At 59.1% G+C, this 15,627-nt stretch carries 11 protein-coding genes and 5 pseudogenes; 3 read left to right on the forward strand and 13 right to left on the reverse strand.

Annotated features, from left to right (window positions below; translation table 11 throughout):
* Positions 1 to 225 precede the first annotated feature (225 nt).
* A pseudogene (locus DPV74_RS30895) lies at positions 226 to 489 on the forward strand (integrase core domain-containing protein); the annotation flags it as partial.
* Positions 490 to 553: 64 nt separating this feature from the next.
* On the opposite strand, the gene DPV74_RS30900 reads toward DPV74_RS30895, so the two are convergent.
* From DPV74_RS30900 to DPV74_RS30925, 5 genes and pseudogenes are all read right to left on the reverse strand, one after another.
* The gene (locus DPV74_RS30900; protein ID WP_119338563.1) at positions 554 to 2,719 is read right to left on the reverse strand and encodes a glycoside hydrolase family 70 protein; all 2,166 of its coding nucleotides are present in this window, start codon (positions 2,717 to 2,719) and stop codon (positions 554 to 556) included.
* A gap of 550 nt (positions 2,720 to 3,269) precedes the next feature.
* Positions 3,270 to 3,620 (reverse strand): annotated as a pseudogene (locus DPV74_RS42180) (carbohydrate-binding module family 20 domain-containing protein); the annotation flags it as partial.
* A gap of 1,104 nt (positions 3,621 to 4,724) precedes the next feature.
* Positions 4,725 to 5,024, reverse strand: a pseudogene (locus tag DPV74_RS30915) (transposase); the annotation flags it as partial.
* A gap of 121 nt (positions 5,025 to 5,145) precedes the next feature.
* A pseudogene (locus DPV74_RS30920) lies at positions 5,146 to 6,219 on the reverse strand (IS110 family transposase); the annotation flags it as partial.
* 118 nt (positions 6,220 to 6,337) lie between these two features.
* Positions 6,338 to 6,730: a hypothetical protein gene (locus DPV74_RS30925; RefSeq protein ID WP_240440040.1), complete on the reverse strand. Its 393-nt coding sequence runs from the start codon at positions 6,728 to 6,730 to the stop codon at positions 6,338 to 6,340.
* Between the two features lie 212 nt (positions 6,731 to 6,942).
* Between DPV74_RS30925 and DPV74_RS30930 the strand changes: the two genes are divergently transcribed.
* Positions 6,943 to 7,080, forward strand: coding sequence for a hypothetical protein (locus tag DPV74_RS30930; protein ID WP_162923180.1), 138 nt, complete (start codon positions 6,943 to 6,945; stop codon positions 7,078 to 7,080).
* A gap of 178 nt (positions 7,081 to 7,258) precedes the next feature.
* Here the strand turns inward: DPV74_RS30930 and DPV74_RS42000 are convergent, their stop codons facing one another.
* Positions 7,259 to 7,552, reverse strand: a complete 294-nt coding sequence (locus DPV74_RS42000; RefSeq protein ID WP_308356650.1) for a DUF883 domain-containing protein — start codon at positions 7,550 to 7,552, stop codon at positions 7,259 to 7,261.
* A gap of 449 nt (positions 7,553 to 8,001) precedes the next feature.
* Positions 8,002 to 9,132 (reverse strand): alpha/beta fold hydrolase, encoded by a 1,131-nt coding sequence (locus tag DPV74_RS30940; RefSeq protein ID WP_091925899.1) that lies wholly within the window; start codon positions 9,130 to 9,132, stop codon positions 8,002 to 8,004.
* Positions 9,133 to 9,583: 451 nt separating this feature from the next.
* Here DPV74_RS30940 and DPV74_RS30945 point away from each other — a divergent pair, with 451 nt between their 5' ends.
* A complete protein-coding gene (locus DPV74_RS30945; RefSeq protein ID WP_205571959.1) occupies positions 9,584 to 10,213 on the forward strand; it encodes a TetR/AcrR family transcriptional regulator in 630 nt (209 codons plus the stop codon).
* Between the two features lie 361 nt (positions 10,214 to 10,574).
* Here DPV74_RS30945 and DPV74_RS30950 read toward each other — a convergent pair whose 3' ends face one another.
* The 6 genes and pseudogenes from DPV74_RS30950 to DPV74_RS42010 form a co-directional block, all read right to left on the reverse strand.
* Positions 10,575 to 10,760, reverse strand: coding sequence for a hypothetical protein (locus DPV74_RS30950; protein WP_091925895.1), 186 nt, complete (start codon positions 10,758 to 10,760; stop codon positions 10,575 to 10,577).
* Between the two features lie 289 nt (positions 10,761 to 11,049).
* Positions 11,050 to 11,699, reverse strand: a pseudogene (locus tag DPV74_RS30955) (hypothetical protein).
* Positions 11,668 to 12,645 (reverse strand): ATP-binding protein, encoded by a 978-nt coding sequence (locus DPV74_RS30960; RefSeq protein ID WP_119338565.1) that lies wholly within the window; start codon positions 12,643 to 12,645, stop codon positions 11,668 to 11,670. The pseudogene DPV74_RS30955 and the gene DPV74_RS30960 overlap by 32 nt, the downstream one beginning before the upstream one ends.
* 26 nt (positions 12,646 to 12,671) lie before the next feature.
* Positions 12,672 to 14,657 carry a transposase gene (locus DPV74_RS30965; protein WP_240440041.1) on the reverse strand — a complete coding sequence of 662 codons (1,986 nt, stop codon included), beginning with the start codon at positions 14,655 to 14,657 and terminating at the stop codon, positions 12,672 to 12,674.
* A complete protein-coding gene (locus DPV74_RS42005) occupies positions 14,657 to 14,812 on the reverse strand; it encodes a hypothetical protein (RefSeq protein WP_308356653.1) in 156 nt (51 codons plus the stop codon). The genes DPV74_RS30965 and DPV74_RS42005 overlap by 1 nt, the downstream gene beginning before the upstream one ends.
* Positions 14,813 to 14,917: 105 nt before the next feature.
* On the reverse strand, positions 14,918 to 15,289 hold the full coding sequence (locus DPV74_RS42010) for a hypothetical protein (protein ID WP_308356655.1): 372 nt from the start codon (positions 15,287 to 15,289) through the stop codon (positions 14,918 to 14,920).
* Positions 15,290 to 15,627: the final 338 nt, after the last annotated feature.

Consider the following 15,627-nt stretch of genomic DNA (forward strand, 5'->3'; position numbering starts at 1 on the left):
CAGTTCTACAACGAGCGCCGGCCCCATAGCGCACATCGCTATCAACCTCCCGCCACGGTCCGTCGAGCCTGGCTGGATTCCGATAATATCGACGCGAGACTCACTGCCTGACTGGCTACAAAATTCCACCGCAGGTCACCGTTATCGCGAAGACGTTGGAGAGGGTCGGCCAGGGTTCGTGAATATGTGAAACGTCGCATATTCGCGAACCCTGGCCGACCCTCTACCCGCACAAACGCCCGGTCGGCGCAAACCAACGGGATCGTCGAACGGCTGCACAAGACCATGCTCAACGAGTTCTATCGCATCGCCTTCCGCAAGAAGATCTATGATTCGATCGCCACCTTGCAGACAGACCTTGATGCATGGCACGACCAGTACAACGATGAACGAGAGCATCAGGGACGCTGGTGTTACGGCAAGACGCCGATGCGTACTTTCCTCGATTCGCTCGAACTCGCCAAGGAGAAACTCATCCCCCATCGATGAGTCGTTCTCTGTCGGTCCGACTACCTTTCAGATCGAGTCCCGGCTCGTCATTGAACCACGCCTATCAGCTTGCGTAACCCATCATCGAACCCTCCCCCTCGGAAGTCGGCACCCAGACGCCGAGATAGCCGTGCACTTGCGGTGTCGAGGATCCTGTGACATGTACGGTGAGCACGCCGCGTCCATCGGTCTGGAGGCGTTCAGGCCACTGTCCGAACATGTTGGTGAAGGTCTGGTTGGCATGCTGCAGACCCATGTCGACGCGAATCGTTGCATCCGTCGCCGGATTGTTGCCGATCACGGTTGCGACGCCTGTTCCTCGATCCGTCCCCACGCGTACACTTGCGAGCAGATCTTGTCCGGCTACGGACGGCGATGTGTTCGTCTTGTAATACGTCAACACCTGCGCGCCCGCCACGAATTTCTGGCGGATCTTGAGCAGTCGCGTGATCGCGTCGTAATACGGCGTCTTCGTCGACACGTATGCCTTGTCGCTCTCATAGAGGTCGCCGTAGAAGACGGTAGGCACCGTGTCCTTGTTCGTCAGAAGCACGGCATAGGCGGAGGGCACGTTATAGGGGGCGTATTGCTTGACAGCCTGCTTTCGATCGTTGTCGTAGATCGACATTTGTGCGAGCTGAATTGCCGCGTCCGGCGTGTACCCGGCCTTCTGCGTCGGCGGCACCGGGATCTTCGCGATCACGTTGTGCTCCTGGTCGTGGTTCGTGACGAACGACCAGTTCGGAATGGCCCTGCCGGCACCGAAGCGGGCCTGCCCGACGATCGACTTCGCGAAGATATCGCTGAGCGCCCCCCCCGGGTTCGCCTGTTCCAGGGTGTTGTACATCGTGGAATACAGCGTACCGTCGTAGGCCAGCTGGCCGTTCCCATTGCTGTTTTCGAACGCGATCTGCGGATCGACGTACGACTCGATCACGCTCAAGTGATTGTTCATGTCGTGGCCGTAGCGCCCCGACATCAATTGCGCCGACTGCCTCAGGATGTCCGTGTTGTAGTGGCCGGCTGCATCGAATCGGAACCCGTCAAAACCATACTTGTCGAGCAGGAACCGCTGCCAGTTCAGCGTCTCGTTCTGCACGGTGGCGTTGCTGTTGTCGATGTCGGAACCGAGCAGGAATTCATATTGGAGGACGTTCTTGTTGACGTCCGCGTTACTTGGCTTGTTGAAGCGGAATGCCGCTGCACCCGCTTCCGATGATGCCGAATAGCCCGGCTGCAGCGCAAGGTAATCGTTGGTCGCCTTTGTCACGGCATCGGTATTGCCATTGATGATGCTCTGGCGCACCGCATCATCGCTGTTGCCCGGGAAGCCGTGTGCGCGCATGTAAGTAAGGTAGGGCTGAACTGTCGCGTCGCGACGCGGGTCGACATAGTAAAGCAGATACGGTCGATATACCGGGATGGCCGTGGCAGCGCTTTGTGCAGCGTAACTACCATCGACCGACAGGTAGGTATCGATCGTGTTGAGCGCGCCGACACGTGCCGCATCGGTCGCCTCGAGCCATGCCGGAAGATGGTTTCGTGCATCGCCTGGCCCGTAGTAGCGGTACGGCGCGCCGGCGCCGTCGACCATGATGCGATCGATGCCGAGTGCCTGCGGCGACGTGCCGTTTTCATACTTCGCCTGCCACTGCTTGATCACGCCGTATTGCTTCTGACCAAGACCGCCGCCCTTCGAATACCCCGGGTACAACACATTGCTGGCGGACGGATTGGTCGGATTTCCAAAAATGTCGACTGCCGTCACGCTCGCCACTTCGCGTTGCGAGAAGAACATCTGGTTCGGGACGATGTCGGCTATTGCATTGATGCGCTGCCGGTGCATGCTTTCGATCGCCTCACGAAGTTGGGCGCCGGTTCCATATTTCGTCGCGATGGCGTTGCCGCGCCCCTGCGGGAATTCGCCAAGATCGTAGCGGTCGATCACTGCGTATCCTTCACTGAATCGCCCGTCGTTCAACGCGCGATACGGCGGCGCAAACCAGACGTCCGTGATGCCGAGATTACGGAGTTCCGGTGCTTGCCGTGCAAGCGTCTTGTAGACGGTTCCGTCGTAAGGCTGATAGAAGGCGAAATCCTGATAAATCACATGCTTGTCCAGCATGGCGTTTGATACAAATATCGGTGCAGTTGCATCTCCTGCGGAGGCAGTAGCCGATGCAATAAGTCCGACAGCAACCGCAATGGCTTTCTTCGAAGTGCGAATCATACGTTCTCCAAATCATGTATACGACGATTTCCAATCACGCTGTGGCACAGGCCGCGCATCGAGATATTGCGAGCCGTGGCCGCGCTGTCCGGAGTGGGGCATGCCCGAACAGCGGCCCTGTGTCGCCTCTCTGTTCCTCGTCGGAATCGACTGTTGTTGTATGAATCGGATGGCGCTCGGAAGGGACGTCGTTTCGATATCCTTTCGCGAGCAGATTGAATGTCGGATGGTTCAAGTCTGTTTGACGAATAGAATCATACCTCTAATTTTGTGTCAAACAATTGAATTGATTTGGAAATTGCAATTGGATTTATCGTTCAAATATTGATTCGCCGGCGACTCGCACCGCCGCCTCGTGGCAGCTCTGGTGTTGTGCCGGACGCGTCGAGCCCGGAAATAAATGCCGCCATAAGTTCTAGCCGGAAATTTAGTCGGAAATTAATTCCAGATTTAACTCTCGATTCAAGTTCATGGCAACCGTCGCAGTGGCGATTCTCCGACAAGAGTGAATTGGCGCCTGCCCCGTATTGGCGCACGGGCACCACGACGATCACCAGTTGACCTTGTCGTTCAACGTCACGGCGCCTGCCTTAGGCGTCGTCAGCACGCGGTTGCGACTGCCTGGAAGGTTTTCCCACGTCACGCTGCCATCGCCGTTCTTTAGATAGTATTTGTACAGAATCGGCGTGTTTCCGCGTAGGTTGACGATATTGCTCCAGACTCGATAGCGCGACGGGTCAACGGGCACTCCAAGGTTCGTGTTCCAGTTGCCGAGTGCGTCGGCACTGCCTGTCACGTACATATATTGTCCGGGCTGCGTGCTGGCGGTGATGTTGACCGCAACCGCAACTTGACCGGCAGGCGGCGGAATGACGCAATTGCTGTAGCGTGCGCAGACCACATGCACGCGCTCCATCAAGGTCCTGTTCAATCGCTCGATGTGGCCACCAAAGTGCGGCTTGCCCACCGGTCGGTACATCAGTTCAATACCGTACTCGCGGCATCCACTGCGAAGGGCACGGCTTTTGAATTCGGCCGCGTTATCAAGATGCAGCGTTCGAGGGATACCGCGCATCGGCCAGTCAGCCTCGACGCCTAGTCTTTCGAGCCACGGCTCTTTCCGCAGAACTACGCGCGAGAGGAGCAAGCTTACCGTCGCAGCCCCCGGCCTCTCCATTGCGACATAAAAGCCAAGCACACATCTCGTAGCAACGTCGAGAGCCACAGACAGCCACGGTCGACCGATAATCTGTCCATCCAGTTCGCTAACGAGCAGGATGCCCGCTTGCGTGTGATCAACCTGCACGATATCTAACGGATGTCGGACCTGGAATGTGCCAGGGGCAACTGCAGCGTTCGGGAGCACAGCTCGTGCCAAAGCATCCTGCTCGCGATAGGAGAGCCACCGTCGAGCAATTGTTGACCTGCGTGGAGGCGATAGACCTGCAACGCTGCAGCGACGTTTCACCTCAAGTACAAGATCAGTTGCAGGATGCGCAAGGTGTCGCTGATCAGGGAGCCATTCGTGCACGGCCTCGTCGATGACGCATTCGACGGCGGCGTCCAGTCTGCCCCCGGTCGCCCTACCCGGCTGCCTTGGCTCTAATGTGCTGGCGACCGGATCTGCGAGGAAACGTCGACGCAGGCGATATACGGTGGTGCAGTGAACGCCTAATAGCTGTGCTGCTCGTTCAGCCTGCTGTCGGGAAAGCACGCCGTTGCCAAGCGGTCGAAGCACGGACGCAATCTTCGCTGCTCGAGCGGCCCGCTCTTCGATTGAAGCCATATGGATCCCTATCAATCCACGCGACACGTGCGCTAGCAGTATTAAAGAACACGTGCAACGTGCTAGCAACGTTAGTGAACATTGGCCAAGTTTCTGTTGCAGAAACGCAACGACTAAGCAGCCGCCAGAAAACTTCAAAAAGTCCCCGTTCGCCGAGGCTTCTTTGAGAATTTCCGCTAGCAACGTTTCTGAACACGGCTAGCGCTAATAATGAACGCCTACAGCAAGCCAGATCGCTCGGGCATCCGCCGCGTCGTTCTTGTTGCGGATGTTGAACGCCTTCACGAATTCCCCTGGCATCAGCTTGACCTGATGCCCCATCTGCACCAGCTTGCGTGCCCAGTGATGCGCTCCGCCGCACGCTTCCATTCCGATAAGGCAAGGGGGCCAGTTCGCGAAATGTTCGAGAAGCGCAGCGCGTCTGATTGGCTTGTTCACAACCTCGCCAGTGTCATGGTCTACGTAATGCACCTGGAAAACAGTCTTTGCAATGTCGATTCCAACTGGTGTCAGATTCATCGCTAGCCTCCGCTTCGCCGTGAAGATCCATGCGATCTTGCGCTATGCGCCCGCTCATGTCGAAGGCCTGCGCCTCACGATGTGGGAGGAAGGCGTCCATACCATTTCTGGTAAGAAGCCCTTACGATGGAGACGCGGGTTGAATGGGATACCCGAGATCCGTCAGTCTTTTGAGCAACCGTTTAACAGTCCCCTGCATGTCGTGTCGATTGAAGTAATCAGGGCCGAGGTCCTTGTATTCCACGCCGTTGCGAAGCATGTGCCACGCGGCAGTGAGCATGGACGCCGCAACAGCGACGATCGCTTTTTTAGCACCGCGCCGCGCTTTGATTCGCAAGAACTGGGCGTGCAGATAGGTGTTTTTTGTGCGAACTGCTGCCCATGCAGCCGTGACCAGTGCAGTCTTTAACCACGTACCGCTCTTGCGGACACGAGTGCTACGGCGTTTGCCCGCACTTTCGTCATTACGCGGGCACAAGCCGGCCCACGATATCAAATGGGCGGGATTGGGGAAGCGCGTCATGTCGACGCCGATCTCGGCTACCAAGACCCGAGCAGTCAAATCCCCAACCCCAGGAATGGTCCTGAGCAGTTGGACGTGCTGCCGGATCGGCGTCAACGCCAGCCCCACTGCGGCATCCAAGTCTGCCAGCGCGCGTTCAAGTGCGTCGATGACTTGCAGATGCAGTCCGAGCATGGCGCGGTGATGGGCGGTGACACGGCCGCTCAGCGCTTCGCGCAGTTCACTGGTCTTTCTGCGGGCGTGGCCCTGAGCCAGCGAGGCCAATCGCACCGGGTCATCCTCGCCCGAGACGATGGCCTTGAGCATAGCCCGCCCGCTGTCGCCAAGCACGTCGGACAGTACGCTGGCGAGTTTGAGGTTGGCGTCCTCAAGCACCTTCTGGATGCGCAGACAATGCTGGGCGATTTCGCGGGCCAGTTGCTTACGCGTGCGTGTCAGATCGCGCAACTCCTGAATCGCGGCAGGTGGCACGAAGCTCGAGCGGATCAACCCGTGTGCGAGCAGGTCCGCGATCCACATCGCATCGTTGACATCCGTTTTGCGGCCAGGCACGTTCCGGATGTGTGCGGCATTACCAAGCACCAACTCGAAAGAATCCTCGAGTACGTGCCAGACGGGTTTCCAATACACGCCAGTGGCTTCCATTGCTACATGGGTGCAGAGATGGCTTGCCGACGCGCCGCCCGCCTGGTACACGCGACTATTCGGAAGAGATCGGCATTTGCCGCTGAAGAATGTTCTCGAAGCCAGGGGCGAAAAACTGCTTGTGCCGACGTCCATGTCAGCGTGTTCACACCGGTATCGGTGACGGGCGTCCCTGCTCGACGACACAGCGCACGCGCTCCCAGGCATCGGCATAGCGATGCGCAGGGGCGATCAATAATTGTGTGTCGTGGAACGTCACCATTTCCTCGATTGCTACCCGCTCATCGGCCAAGAGCATCCATGGCTGCCCTTGCTCGACGCGTTGCATGCATTGCTCCAGCGCCTCTTCGGCACGCTTGTATAAGCCTCGATCGACATCGCCGACCTCGATATCACGCAAGAAGAATGCGATGTAGATGGTACCGAGCAATGTCATGAACTGGTCACCGCTTCCGTGACCTGAACTCATTGCCGCAAGCGCAAGGTGAAATCTCAGCGATAAACGTCGCACGTCTACCGAAGGCAGCGGAAGCAGCATGGATTTCGTGAGTGGTCGCCGGTTGCGTCGAGAAGGGTGACTCATGTTGGATCTGTCGAGAATTGGCCGATTTCTGTCGTTTGCCATCGATACGGCGGAACGACACGAACCCGCTCAGTTGTCTTGGCCTGCGTGGGCGGCGTGTCGCCGGCTAGCCACCAGCTGTTCGGACCATCAGCTGAAGAACGCGGCATCACAAATGAGAATGACGAATGAAGGAAGAATGGAACTATACGAGCGATGTGCTGCAGCTTGTGCCGCCGCCGACACGCAACATTGCTGCGTACGAGCGGACGAATCCCGTCGCTGTTGGCCGGCCAGCGAAGGGCACCGCCGAGGTAGCGTTTTGAAGCGCCTTCCGCGAGCAATGACAATCTGTCATCCTAGGGAAGAACCCTTGCCATATAAGAGTCCGCGCGTCGGGGAACCTGCACCGGAGGCGCAATTGCCCTGCACTATTTTGGTAAATAGGTCAGCGTTCCGAAAGAGGTCCGACTCAACGCGCCAGCCGGGCCGGCGCGCTTACGCTCATCGCCGGCCGATCAGCAACCCGATCAACACACCCACTCCGAGCGCAGTTGCCGCCGTTGTCCAGGGGCGATCGTGCACGTACTCGTCCGCGATACGAGCGGTCCTCTTTCCCTTCTCGACGACAATCACCTGCGCTTCCGTCGCCCTCTTCTTGACATGATTGAGTCGACCGCGAAGCACCTCTCGCACGCTTTTGTCATCGAAAGCGTCGACGCCTTCATGATCCGCATCGTTCGCTTCCCGCTCCGTTGCAACTTGCATATTTGCCGACGTCGTCATCACGATCTCCATTTGATTCATTGCATCCCGATGTTATTTCGAGCGTACATGCCCGCCTTGTCGCCTCGGAGTCCTCCCACACAATCTGGGATCGGCGTTCGGATAGCGCGCCCGGCTGCCCATTCGGCGTTCCTCCGGATCCGAAATCGCTATTTGTCGCCAACGCACTGTGATTTGAAATCCGTACGGACAACGTACCCAACCGAATTTCCGACGGCAATAGATATGCGCATTTCGACTAACCCGATGACGTCTGTCATGCCGATGAGCCAGCACCGAGTGCATCACGCACCCACTCGACGCACCTCGATCTCCACGCCGAGGGATCCTCCGCTTCCCGGCCTGCTGCACCCTCTGACTGGAGGTGCGCCGCGATAGTCCATGCAGACCGCCAACTTCACGTATTGTTCGTTGGGGAACCCGGGCGATATTTTCAAGCGCAACGATAGCCATTCCCCGACCTAACTGCCGGAGTGATCCGCCCCAACCACCTCCCTGGTGAAGGCGACCAGGAGCTCGCCGAGCCGCACCGGCTGCTCCTGCTGGATCCAGTGACCAGCGCCGTCGATCAGCTCGATGCCTCCCATTTTCGTCGTCGCCTTCGTCCTCATCAGATCGAGCGCGCCCGGCGCCGAATACGTACCCCAATCGCGCTTGCCGCCAATGAAGAGCGACGGGACATCGATCGTCTTGCCCGAAAACAAGCGCAACTCGGCGTTCAGGTCAGGATCGGAAAAGACGCGATAAGCCTGCAGGGCGCCTTGAAACCCCGTGCGGTCATACTCCTCCGTGTACACCCGAAGTTCCGACTCGGTGAGCCATTTGCTGGCCAGGACCTCGGCGGCAGAAGGTTGGAATGGAGCGACGGTCTCGGGCATCGTCTTGCCGAGATCCATGACGTAATAGGTGGGCATTTGCGCGAGCTCTGCGGCAGTTGGCGCCTTCAACGGATGCGGCTTGTTTCCCGGCCAGTCGGCGCTCTTGACGTAGAAAAATGCACGTAGAAACGCATGCAAGCCTTGAGGGGGGTGCCACATGTCATGGTTCGCCTCCCGTGTGCTCAGGTATTGCTGGTAATACGCTCTCGGCGGGTCGAGCGCCGCCAGCGCAGCCGCCAACTTTTGATTGCCCGTGTTCGGTTGAACCGGCGATGTGTCGCTTTCCGCAATGTTGAACGGAAGCGTCGGTGGGCCGGGGAACGGTGCGCTCATCAGCACCACCGAGGGGAAGACGTCAGGTCGGGCTAGCGCACAATAGGCCGCGACGGGCGAGCCGAGGTCGTGCCCGACAAGCATTGCCGTACGCCGATGCCCCAACGCCAGAACCAATCCGAGCGCGTCACGCGTCATGTTCAAAAAGCTGAAGGGCGCTAGCGGGGCCTCATAGTTGTTCATCCAACCGGTGGTGCGTCCAAAACCCCGCTGGTCGGGTGCCACGACGTGGTAGCCGGCGTCAGCCAGAATCGGGATCAGGTGTCGCCACCCGTAAGCCAAATCGGGAAAACCGTGCAGAAGCAGTGCGAGCGGCCGGCCGGGGTTCTCGTAGCCCGCCTCGAGAATATGGACATCGAGGCCGTTGACCCCGTGGATCATGCGCGAGCGGACCCTCTTCGGAAGCGTTCCATCGCCATATGTTGATGTGGACAAGTCAATTCCTCCCATGGGGTTTGCGCGGGCGGGTCGAATCAACGAGGCAAACAGGCTGACCGCGCCCATCGCCAGAAAGGCTCGGCGCGACGCCGATGGCCTGAAGCGAAGTGGGCGACTCATGACGGTACGCCACGTCCCCGTGCAAGCGCTGTATTCAGCTTCAGCGAAAACGCACGCGACGAACAATCCGCGCAGTTGCCGGGCAATCGAGGGCGATCAGCCCCAACAAGAAGGCGCGCTGCATACGGTGAGCGAGGAAACCCGCACGCTTCACCTTCGGTTTCAGCTATTCCTGCCGCCATCCGGGCAGGCTGCGTATCACGGAACGAACCTTCCTGACTTGCGATCGGGTCGAGGGGCATAGCCGGGCTCCTGGTATGGCGATCACCATACTATGCCAATTGCCATAGTATTATCAAGCGAAACGTGCTATGTTCGCCGCATGCCACGTAAGACTGACGCCCGCGCTCGCGCGATTGCCACCGCCCAACGACTGTTTCGCATCCAGGGCTACACTGCGACGGGATTGACCCAGATCCTTGAAGAAAGCGGTGCGCCAAAAGGATCGTTCTACTTTCACTTTCCACGCGGCAAGGCACAACTCGCAGAAGAAGCAATCGATGATTACATTGCGAATCGAATTGCTGTATTGCGGGAGATCTCGTCGAATACGACGGGTGATGCTCTGGATTTTGTTCATCAGATTTTCAAGGCATTCGCGGCCGAAATGGTCGCCTCTGATTTCCAGTACGGATGTCTGATGCAAAATCTGGCGAATGAGCTGCCCGCGCTCGACGCCGAGCTGACCAAACGGGTAGCGCGCGGATTTGTCGAGTCGACCGAGATCATTGCGGAGCATTTCATGGGGTGCGATTTCGCTCCCACGCACGCGTCCTCTACCGCAGCCGCATTGGTAGCCGCGCTCGAAGGCGCGCGGACGATCGCCCGCCTGGAACGCACGCCAGCTATATTCGAGTCGCTGGCACAGGTGAGCGTGCAAAGGTGGGCCGATCCCGAGAGGTGATCCGGTCCAATGTTCTCGGTCGGACGAAATTGGCCGGGAGCAGGCGGACGCAGTTGACCTCGAATATCCCCCATCACCGCTTTTCCAGCATAGGTGACCGAGCTTGGGACAGAGAGCGTCCTGTCTGAACTCAGCGCTTCGGCCGGCCGCGCGGTGGGCAGGGAATCGGCCCAGAAATCAGGACGTTACCGCCGGAACCCTTGCTCCACGGCGCGAATTGACAAATTTAATGCGGACGTCGGCGAATTGACGACATTCTTTTGATGAGGCCGTCAATAAAGTCGTCAATTCGCAGCCCGGAGGCCTTGATCCATGGGAATTCCTGAGTGACGGAATTATTTTGCTCTACGGCAGGGTCATGTCAGATCCCCGCCGTTCGCAGCCACGAGAAGCGCCGCACGGCAGCGCCGACCCCAGCGCTGCATGCGATCAGCGTCCCGGCGCTGGCCAGCAGATGCGCGAGCACCACACCAAACGTGTCGTGTGTGGTCGGCCACTGCTGCAGCTTCCAGCCGAGATCAAAGTTGAGCCACGCCAGCCCGCCCACCAGCGCGATGAAACGGCCCGGCGCGTCGAGCGCGAGCCGTAGACCGAAGCAAAGTTGTCAACGTTTGCGAAGTAAAAATGTCACTTCAGAGGTTGACAACGACGCGGAATCGGGGAATTTCCAAGGAATCATAGGCTTGCATAGCGCGAAATAAATTCGTCACCGCGCGTGGTGTCGCGAAGACCGGCGTCAATTCCCCACAGCGCCGGCTGTCGCTGTCACGCAATGTACAGCCCTCGGGTTTGATCAGATGATCGTTGATCGCGCGCGCAACTTTCGGATCTGCGTCCTATCCCAGGTGACGTTCGTAATAGCGTCGCGTCAACCTCTTACGGTACTCTGACTTCATCGGGCGAGCCCTGTCTGGCGACCAATCGCCGCCTCCGTAACTGCCACCACAGATCGCGCATCGATACGGCGACTCGAGCAGGCGAACATTCACGACGTAGGGGCCTCATAACCGCAGCGGCGGCACGCGGTTTCCAACTGCCGATAATGCGCCGGACAGGTGTTGAATTTCAGCATCTGGTGCACCACGCTATGGTAGCCGCGCGCAATGCAGCTGCGACAGTGACGAAAAAGTGAGCTGTACTGGCGCCGCTGACTCGGGTGCAGGAGCCCGATCTCGAGGGACGCATAAGGAATGCCGAGGACGCTGTGTAGTCGCGCAACGCTGACGCCCTCCAGTTGCGGTATTACGCCCTCGTACGGATCGATGGCGGGACCCATCGCCCGTGCCACAATATTCCCAGGCGATGCATTTACCTTCTCGAACTTCCACAAAATCAATACGAGTGATTCGCAGGGATCCAGCCAGCGCTTGTTGAATACGTAACCTATCGACGGTGTAAGCTTTTGTTCGTCGAGCGTCAGAATCGGCAGGCGCGGCGGCTGAAGCAACGCTCCGCTACGCGGTGGCGAGAACGTGGCCGGTCGCATGGCGAGACTGAATGTAACCACATTGACGCGCCGCGTGCGTCCACAAGGTCGGCTCGGGACAGTAACCCGGCACATCCATTAATTCGCTCTCCTTCAAAACGATTTCGACTGCACGTGCGAACGACTCCATCGGAATCTCGAGACGGCCCGGGAGACTGGCCTTGTGGTGGGCTGCCTCAAACGCCCGCCAGAGTTCACCCGCGTCGTCGAGCAAGCGATACCCGGCGTCGAAAGCCTGCGGCAAATAGAATCGCGTAAAACTCCAGTCGCTCGTCTCCGGATACGCAGTCTGGTCGTAACCGTTCAGACAAGTCGCGACATCGTCGACGTTGCGAATCCCGTAAGACGACAGATCCTCCACCATAAGGCGTGCGACGATCTGCGTCTTGCCAGCAATCTGCATGGCCGTCTTCTGGGACAGCAGTTCCTGTTGGCCAACGAGAAACGTGAACAACTTGATTTGATGGCGATCGAGCGCATCGTGAACGTCACGCAACCATTCGTACTCGTTTTCGTTGTATCTCTGCGCCTCGTCGCAAAACAGCAGCACAGTACCGCTGCCGGCCCGGGCGGCCGCTTCGCGAATGCACAACGTCAAACGCATGCGTTTGGCCGAACCGACGCCTGCGTTTGGGTTATGGTCTCCGAGCGCCTCGAGCAGGTTCACGAAGAATGGACCTTCGGCGTGTCGCGGCTTGTGTTCGCACGGCGCGTAGTAGCTGGTGATTTTCGGCAGATCTCGGGCCAGCAGCAATCGCAGATATTCGATTGCACGGGTCTTGCCAATGCGCGGCGGTCCATAGATAAGTGCGCCCATGATGCGATAACGCAAACATTTCGTGACAAGATCGTAGAATGCCTCGATGGCCGGCGTAGCGATCCGGTAATTGCCGGTCGCCAAGGGATGCAACGCCGGATCGATGGGACGTGGAACCTCGACTGACATTGTGTTCTCCTCTCGGAAACGTTGGATCAACCTACCTGACCAGTGCCGATCTTCAGCTTGCGCGGATGCGCACGTACCTCTGGGACTTCGGGCCGCACTACACTGGTAGCCGGGTACGCTACGGCGATCGACGTGGAGATCGATGTCGACACCGGTCCCGGCGGCGTCCGAACGAGCGGCGCGGCCGCCAGAATGCGAGCTGCTTGCGCCAAATCGGACGCGGCTCGGCGGGTTTTCCCCGCTTGCTCGAGCTTGGCGCGGATGTACTTCTCGATCCCGCTGGCATCCAGTGATGCCCGCAGACGCTTGCGGCTTTGGGCCTTGCGAATCTCCTGTCGCAAGGTCAGGTTGTGCGGCACGACGTGCCACGCACCTTGCGCGTCGAGGACACCTAATTCGGTGCCGTCGAGCAGGAACGCGCGGACACTCCGCAAGTCGTCCGCATTCAGGTAGACGAGCAGCTGCTTACCGATGAGCCCAGTGCTGCAAGCCAGTACGGAACTCGAATACCGCACACCGTAGAGGTTGATATGCGGTCGGGTACCCTGATTCAGATAGGCGTGGACACGACAGCGCTTCGCCGACTGCATCAGCCACAGCGTGCGACGGCGGGGCTCCGGCAACCAGTTCACGAGCGTGTGTTTGCCACGGACGAAGGATTCCATTGCCTCGAGCGGCGTGACGTTGTTGAGTCCAGTGTGCGGCGCGCCGTTGTAACTCCCAATCGCATATTCAACCAACTCTTCGAGCTCGTCGAAGGACACGAACAGGCGCAGATTGCCCTTTGGGTCCGACAACGCGCGACGCAGATCCCGAGGATGGCTGCCAGTGTAGCCCGGCAAACGCGAGGACAACCGACTGGCGATCGTGCCGAAGAACCGCTCGATGTAAGGGCGCTGATCCGGACTGTGCTTCGGTCCGGCCGCGACCTGACAGCCAACGAACTCGCATAAGGCGGCCAGTGTCTCGGTCGCGAGATTCGCCTTCGCGTTGTCGAGCTTGATGTGCTCCCAAGTCACGTAGGCGAGCTCCGGCATGCGTTGAGACGGGTAGCCATCCATGGGACCGTGGCCGAGTTCGGGAATCGTGAAGGACCGGGCCCGATGCGGCTCGAGTACTGCTTCGATCACTTTGATGACGTCGTAGCGACTGTATTCGCGCGCCAGGACGAGGTGATGCCCGAGCACCGCGCGTGTGCAAACGTCAATGATCACCAGCAACCAGACGCGTTCGATTTCGAACTCGTGCGTAAAACCGAGCGGATCGAGCATCACGACCTTGAGACGGATATCGAGCCGGTGTCCGTCGAATTCAACGACCTGGTAGGGGCGTGTCGCGACGGGCGCAGCGAAATCATCGCTGCGCGGCAGGCCTTTCAGATGCGTCGCGCCGGCGGCACGCGCAGCGGTGCCGAATCCGCTCAGCAGTTCGCTTTTCACGCGGGCCGAGAGCGAGCGGATCGCGTGGCTCGCCGTATTGAACGGATAGTCGACAGCCACGAGGCCGCACTGACGACATTGCTGCAGAAAGCCCGCATGCAGTCCTTGCAGGCCGCGTAGGCGTGTGCGCAATTCTCCGCCGGTACGGATCTCGATCAACGCGACGCAGTGCTGCTTGATTTGCAACCGCAGCCACGCCGCGAGCACCGGGAAACGCTCAAGCAGTTGCGACAACGCGCCGACGGCGCCGCGGCTTCCGCGTTCGCCGTTCAGTTTCACCGGACTCAAGCGGACGTAATCGGCAACGCGTGAGTGCAAGATCAGCGCGCGAAAGCCGCAGAGGCGCCCGTCTGGATGTGCTGTGAGTGCGCGCTCGAGCAGGCGATAAAGTTGTCGTCGGTTGACGCCCGTGCTCTGCTCGATCTCCTTGATCGGCGCGCCGCGCGCATACTGCTCGATCGCTGTCGTACGCGCCCGGATCGATTCCCGTTCGGCAGCATCGAACTCGGTCCACGCGACGGTCGGCCAGGTCGACGGATCCAGCGTTTGAAATTCCGCCTTGCGACGTGCCATCATGTCGCCTCGGTTGCGGCGAAGCGCGTCAGCAACGACAGCGGCTCGGTACGCAGGTCAACCGCGTCGACGTGCCCTGCATGCAAGAGCCCGAAAACCGCCGCACGGACCAGCGCCGGATCGCCGACCGAGAACTCGCGCTCGATCTCGAGCAAGGTATGCGGTATCGTCACGAAAATTTCGACTGCGCGTAGGAGCGAAGACGAGACCAACCCGCGCGCCGCGACCAGACAGGGCAACATGTGCCGCCAATTATCGATCTAGGCGCGCGCGGCCGCGAGGTCGGTTGATGTCACCAAACGGATGGGTATGCCCTTGAGTTCGTCATCAGGGCGCGCAGCTGGTTGCGGCTTTTCCGCTAGCGAATCGGACAGGATGACCAACTCTTCGCGGTTGGCATAGCGGACCCAAAAATCGGCGAGGTAGCGCTGTCCGCTGAGCTGCGCGTAACCCGGCCGCTCGCAAAACGATTGGACCGCCGGATCCGCTTCGATCAGCAGCCACAGTTCAGGCGCGCCGCGTTGGAACAGCGTCAGTCGGCGATTGAGTTTGAGGCTGAAGGCGTCCAGCCGGGGTGCACCGCGCGGGCGCGGCGTCGTAACCGGCCGCATCGCGTGCCGGGAATCGTCCATAAGATCAGAGCCTTACGGTCGGGCTTCGAAGTCTATGACGGGAGTTGACAAATTTAATCCGGACATATGCGAATTGACGACATTATTTTGGTGAGACTGTCAATAAAGTCGTCTACATGAACGCCCCCCTTTGCGCCGGACTTTCGAGTCTTCGAAAAACAGGATGGGCTGCAGCTCTACATTCGGCCTTGTTGTGACCTGCCCCCTGCAAACAGGGCCAGCTGGAGTCTAGTAAAGTTCGTTTTCGGAGAAGAAGACGAACATGAAGAAGCGCTTTACGGAACAGCAAATCATCGGGTTTCTGAAGGAAGCCGAAGCCGGTATGGCAGTCAAGGAAC

Source organism: Burkholderia sp. HAN2018 (genome assembly GCF_024704855.1).
Classification (GTDB): domain Bacteria; phylum Pseudomonadota; class Gammaproteobacteria; order Burkholderiales; family Burkholderiaceae; genus Burkholderia; species Burkholderia cepacia.

Excerpts from the sequence above, each read along its gene's own strand:
- DPV74_RS30900 (WP_119338563.1), bottom strand. The coding sequence starts at position 2,719 with ATGATTCGCACTTCGAAGAAAGCCATTGCGGTTGCTGTCGGACTTATT.
- DPV74_RS30925 (WP_240440040.1), bottom strand. The coding sequence starts at position 6,730 with ATGCTGCTTCCGCTGCCTTCGGTAGACGTGCGACGTTTATCGCTGAGA.
- DPV74_RS30930 (WP_162923180.1), top strand. The coding sequence starts at position 6,943 with ATGAAGGAAGAATGGAACTATACGAGCGATGTGCTGCAGCTTGTGCCG.
- DPV74_RS42000 (WP_308356650.1), bottom strand. The coding sequence starts at position 7,552 with ATGGAGATCGTGATGACGACGTCGGCAAATATGCAAGTTGCAACGGAG.
- DPV74_RS30940 (WP_091925899.1), bottom strand. The coding sequence starts at position 9,132 with ATGATCCACGGGGTCAACGGCCTCGATGTCCATATTCTCGAGGCGGGC.
- DPV74_RS30945 (WP_205571959.1), top strand. The coding sequence starts at position 9,584 with ATGCCAATTGCCATAGTATTATCAAGCGAAACGTGCTATGTTCGCCGC.
- DPV74_RS30960 (WP_119338565.1), bottom strand. The coding sequence starts at position 12,645 with ATGTCAGTCGAGGTTCCACGTCCCATCGATCCGGCGTTGCATCCCTTG.
- DPV74_RS30965 (WP_240440041.1), bottom strand. The coding sequence starts at position 14,657 with ATGGCACGTCGCAAGGCGGAATTTCAAACGCTGGATCCGTCGACCTGG.
- DPV74_RS42010 (WP_308356655.1), bottom strand. The coding sequence starts at position 15,289 with ATGGACGATTCCCGGCACGCGATGCGGCCGGTTACGACGCCGCGCCCG.